The following is a 2,589-nucleotide window of genomic DNA, read 5'->3' as shown; positions in this document are numbered from 1 at the left end:
AATTCTTTGCTGTACCTTTGCATTCGAAATACCTCTCTTTATTTTCGTAAAATTTTAGGTATTTTTCGACTGCACTTTTATTGTATCCTTTCAAAAGATGAATTTAAAACTACTTATGATGAAGTAGAAGACATTACATTCATTACACATAAAGATATGCAGAAAGGAGCATTTTATAATTTAAAAGATTCTGCAACAGGAGAAAGAGAAAATATTTCTTTGTACATTTCTGATAAATCATTAACCATATGGGCTGATTACCAAAATAATGACTGGATGTTTATAGACGGTATTGTTTTTCTTGATGCAGATAGTAATAGATTAAAGATTGATTATGGTAAAAGAACAGAGTCTGATGTTAAAACGGGTGCCATAAAAAATGTTTATGTCAGAGAAGATTACGGTGCAATAATAAAAGAAGAAGATATTTCAAATCTTGAAAATATTCTTTCATCATCAAAAGTATATGTCGCTTTCCTTGGTAAAAAGAATACCAAAAAAATGGAACTAAAGGCAAAATATATTAAGGCAATGCAGGCTACTATTGAAAAATGGAAATCAATAAATGAGAAAATAGAGGAATAACAATCCAGCCAAGTCAAGCTTGTCTGGATTGTTAAACGGCGGGTCAAGCCCGCCTTTTTTATTGATCAGTAGAAAAATAAATTTTATATGTTATAATAAAAATAATATTAGAAGTCACGGAGGTATTGTATGACATATTCTGCTCTTGAAAATAAATTAAAAACTCTCCCTCAGGCTGCAATTGATGAAGTTGCAACTTACATAGATTATGTTTTTTATAAATTTACAACACCAGAAAAACAAAATCATACTGTATCCAAGAAAAAAGGATTCGGTTGCTTAAAAGATATTCCTTGTAAAATGTCCCCAGACTTTGACGAACCACTCGAAGAATTTGCGGAGTATATGTAATGTATTTATTGGATACTCATGCAATACTCTGGTATGTATCAGGCAGTAACGAACTTTCTCAAACTGCAAAGAATATCATGGAAACTAAAAGATGTTTTTTCAGTTTTGCATCTTTGTGGGAAATAGCTATCAAACAAGCAAAAGGTACATTACAGTTTAATATCGATATTCCAAAATTAAAAAATGTTCTTGAAGATGAAGAATTTATTTATCTACCTCCAACAGAATTTGATGCCGAAGCAATAAAAACTTTACCAGATATTCATAAGGATCCTTTTGATAGATTATTAATTGCCCAGGCAATTGAAAACAACTTAACAATTGTAACAACAGATTCAAAAATTCCACAATATAATGTAAAAACAATCTGGTAAATAAAAACGCAACCTAACAAAGGTTCGTAGCCGACAGCGGGTCAAGCCCGCTGCGGTACAACCAGTTGTTATACGCACAGCTCACTGAGCTGGTTCGTTAGAGGTATAAGATGATTAAAAAGATTTTTTTTGTTTTCCTTCCTTTATTATTAATTGGTTGTGCAAGTACAGGTGGAATTTATGACTTTTACAAATCTAATTATTCTGATAATGAATTGCCTTCGGAGTGTTATTTAAAAGAAGGTGAAGAACCTGAAGTTTATTATTCATCTAACATTTCTGATGATATTAATTTATTAAAATCTAATTATTATCAAATTTTAGGATATTCAACTTTTAATGGTCCAGCTCAAGGAGAGGACTTAACCCAAAATGTAAAGAATATGTGTAAATTAAAAAAAGCACAAATTGGTCTTTATAACTATGAATATACCGATACTAGAAATGGTTGGACACAATATGGTTCTTATTCCATAAAAAGGTATGATTATACTGTAATTCTTTTTGTAAGTTTACCAATTTTGTATATACAAAATCAACGTTCCGGTTTTGAAGTAATTGATTTAAATCAAAATTCAAGAATGGCATTACAAAGAAATACAGGAGCCGTAATTGATGTTGTATATAATAAATCAAATGCTTTTTATGCAAATGTAATAAGAAATGATGTATTGATAGAAATTAATGGAACTCCAATAGGTTGTGCTGATGATTATTACAATTTTATCAGAAATTATTCAGGCTCGACTTTCCTATTAAAAGTAATCAGAAATGGACAACTAATAAATATAAATTATTAGAAACGGAACATTTTTTCAGCAAGTCAAGCTTGCTGAAAAAATTGAAAAATATAACTTTAGGGCTAGGACGAAGAAGCTGTTGTATTTAAACTTTTTCAGAAAATAAAATTCCTTCTTCCAAAAGTAGAAATGGAATATTTTTTTAATCGAGTCAAGCTCGATTAAAAAAAAATGAAATTGAACTTTCTGACGAATAAAAGTAGCAGCACTACCCCGCTACGCGACTTTCGTCGCTCAGAAAAGTTCACAAAAAATTGGAAACTTTGCTTCTGGAAAAGATAAATCTCTTTTTTATAAAGAGAATACAAGGAAATAATATTTCGGAAAGAAATATTTTCGTATAACAAAGCTTCAAAGCCGACAAACCGGTCAAGCCGGTTTGCGGTTTAAGATGGCATGATATAAAAGGCTGGGAAAAAGTGGTACTCTGGTTTGACGGAATCAGAGAGCCGGCGGAAGGTTCTAACTACTGGTGAAGA

General features: G+C 30.9%; 4 protein-coding genes. All 4 read left to right on the top strand.

Annotated features, from left to right (window positions below; genetic code table 11):
• Positions 1-585 (top strand): hypothetical protein (locus tag B5D47_RS11210; protein WP_234970085.1); only part of this gene is annotated, 585 nt, incomplete at its 5' end.
• A gap of 129 nt (positions 586-714) precedes the next feature.
• Positions 715-936, top strand: coding sequence for a type II toxin-antitoxin system VapB family antitoxin (vapB, locus tag B5D47_RS11205; RefSeq protein WP_078931916.1), 222 nt, complete (start codon positions 715-717; stop codon positions 934-936).
• Positions 936-1,310 (top strand): type II toxin-antitoxin system VapC family toxin, encoded by a 375-nt coding sequence (locus tag B5D47_RS11200; RefSeq protein WP_078931915.1) that lies wholly within the window; start codon positions 936-938, stop codon positions 1,308-1,310. Before vapB ends, B5D47_RS11200 begins: the two co-directional genes overlap by 1 nt.
• Positions 1,311-1,420: 110 nt before the next feature.
• Positions 1,421-2,110, top strand: coding sequence for a PDZ domain-containing protein (locus B5D47_RS11195; RefSeq protein WP_078931914.1), 690 nt, complete (start codon positions 1,421-1,423; stop codon positions 2,108-2,110).
• Positions 2,111-2,589: the final 479 nt, after the last annotated feature.

This window comes from Treponema berlinense (genome assembly GCF_900167025.1).
Taxonomy (GTDB): Bacteria; Spirochaetota; Spirochaetia; order Treponematales; family Treponemataceae; genus Treponema_D; species Treponema_D berlinense.
This window is presented reverse-complemented; position numbering and strand designations above follow the sequence as displayed.